The organism is Elioraea sp. (assembly GCF_022842375.1).
Classification (GTDB): Bacteria; Pseudomonadota; Alphaproteobacteria; order Acetobacterales; family Acetobacteraceae; genus Elioraea_A.
The window spans coordinates 1-1,666 of sequence record NZ_JALHPR010000067.1; the positions used below are offsets into that span (position 1 = coordinate 1).

Below are 1,666 nucleotides of genomic sequence, written 5' to 3' on the forward strand. Positions count from 1 at the left end.
CGACCACAGCACCACGACCAGCCGGGCACCCGTCAGGGCCTTCTCGATCTCCGTGGCAAAGGCGCTGCCGCCCTGGATCTCGCGATCCCACCAGACGCTCCGGCCCTTCGCGACGAACGCGTCCGCCAGGGACTGCGCGGTGGCGCGGTCCTCCCTTGCGTAGCTGATGAAGATGTCGGAGGCCATGGGAACGGGCTGCCAGTCGGCAATGCCGGAAGAATGCGGATCGGAGACGGCGCGATGCTCCGCGCAACGGGGGCCGCGCAGAATATGCCGGATGATATAGCGTCGTCAGCGAAGGCCGACGGGCATTCTCGCGAGTACGAAGTCGAAGAGCCTCGGGCCGCGCGGCGGCGCTGCGAGCCAGCCCAGCAGGACGCCGAGCGTGTTGGCCCCCATGTCGGCGTACGAGTAGAAGCGATAGCCGGTGAGCGACTGGGCGAACTCGAGCCCGATGCCCAGTGCGACCATCGCTGCGCCCGCCAGCCGACGCGACGGCGGCGTCACCATGATCTGCGAGAACCACAGCATCAGCGAACCGTAGGCGAGGAAGTGCTGGATCTTGTCGCCCTGCTCGACCTTGAGTTCCGGCGGATGGGGGATGAGCGAGAAGTACGCGACCGCCAGGACGCCCCCCCAGCCGAGGACCAGCCAGATCGTGCGCAGTCGCGCGCGTGCCGCTGCGGACGTCACGGCAGAGCCGCGAGCGCGTCTTCGATCAGGCGGCGGGCGATGCTCAGGCGGTGCGGCAGCACCGGCAGCCGGTTGCGCGAGAACCAGTCGGCCGCCTCGATCTCGCCTTCCTGCGGGACGATCTCGCCCGACACGTAGTCGCAGTGGAACGCGACCATGAGCGAATGGGGGAAGGGCCAGGGCTGGCTCGCGAAGTAGCGCAGGTTGGTGACGTCCACGCCAACCTCTTCCTTCACTTCACGCACCAGGCATTCCTCGATGCTCTCGCCCGGTTCCACGAACCCGGCGAGGGCGCTGAACATGCCCGGCGGGAAATGCGGCGAGCGCGCGAGCAGCAATTCGCTCCCGCGGCGGACCAGTGCCATCGCCACAGGCGCGAGGCGCGGGTAGTGCGTCTGGCCGCAGGCGGGGCACACGCGCGATCGCTCGCCGGCCTTGCGCTCCGTGGGCGTCCCACAGCGGCCGCAGAACTGGTGGGAGCGGTCCCAGTCCATGATCTGCACCGCCCGGCCCGCGAGCAGGAAGGTGGCGTCGTCGATGATGCCGAACAGGCTGCGCAGCCCCGCCCAGCGCAGATGGTCGTGGGGCTCGGTGCGCTCGTCGCATTCCGCCGAGAAGCAGTGGCGACCTTCCAGCATCCCCAGGTACTGTGTGCGCATCGGCTCCACGCCGAGCGCCTGGGGGCGGGAGACCACGGGCAGCTCAACGCGCTCGTCGTTGCGATGCACGAGCATGAGGTTGCCGCGGAACACGAACCACAACGCGTCGCCTTCGTGCGCCTCGGGCGGGGCGATGAGCGGGACGAAGCCCGGTGCTTCCAGGAGGGACACGATCAGCGCTTCGGCATGTAGAGGTCGGTGATGGAGCCTTCGGCGATCTCGGCGGCGAAGAACACGGTCTCCGAGAGCGTCGGGTGCGGATGGATCGTGAGGCCGATGTCCTCGGCGTCCGCGCCCATCTCCAGCGCGAGCAC

3 protein-coding genes are annotated in these 1,666 nt (G+C 68.9%); all 3 read right to left on the reverse strand.

Translation table 11 applies throughout. The features are described 5' to 3' along the window. Positions 1–186: toll/interleukin-1 receptor domain-containing protein (locus tag Q0C38_RS23010; protein WP_291299475.1), on the reverse strand; the 186-nt coding region annotated here is incomplete at its 3' end. A 105-nt stretch (positions 187–291) separates the two neighbouring features. Beyond that, entirely contained in the window at positions 292–693 is a 402-nt protein-coding gene (locus Q0C38_RS23015; protein ID WP_291299476.1) for a VanZ family protein, read from the reverse strand. After that, entirely contained in the window at positions 690–1,523 is an 834-nt protein-coding gene (nudC, locus tag Q0C38_RS23020) for an NAD(+) diphosphatase (protein WP_291299477.1), read from the reverse strand. The genes Q0C38_RS23015 and nudC overlap by 4 nt, the downstream gene beginning before the upstream one ends. Positions 1,524–1,666 lie beyond the last annotated feature (143 nt).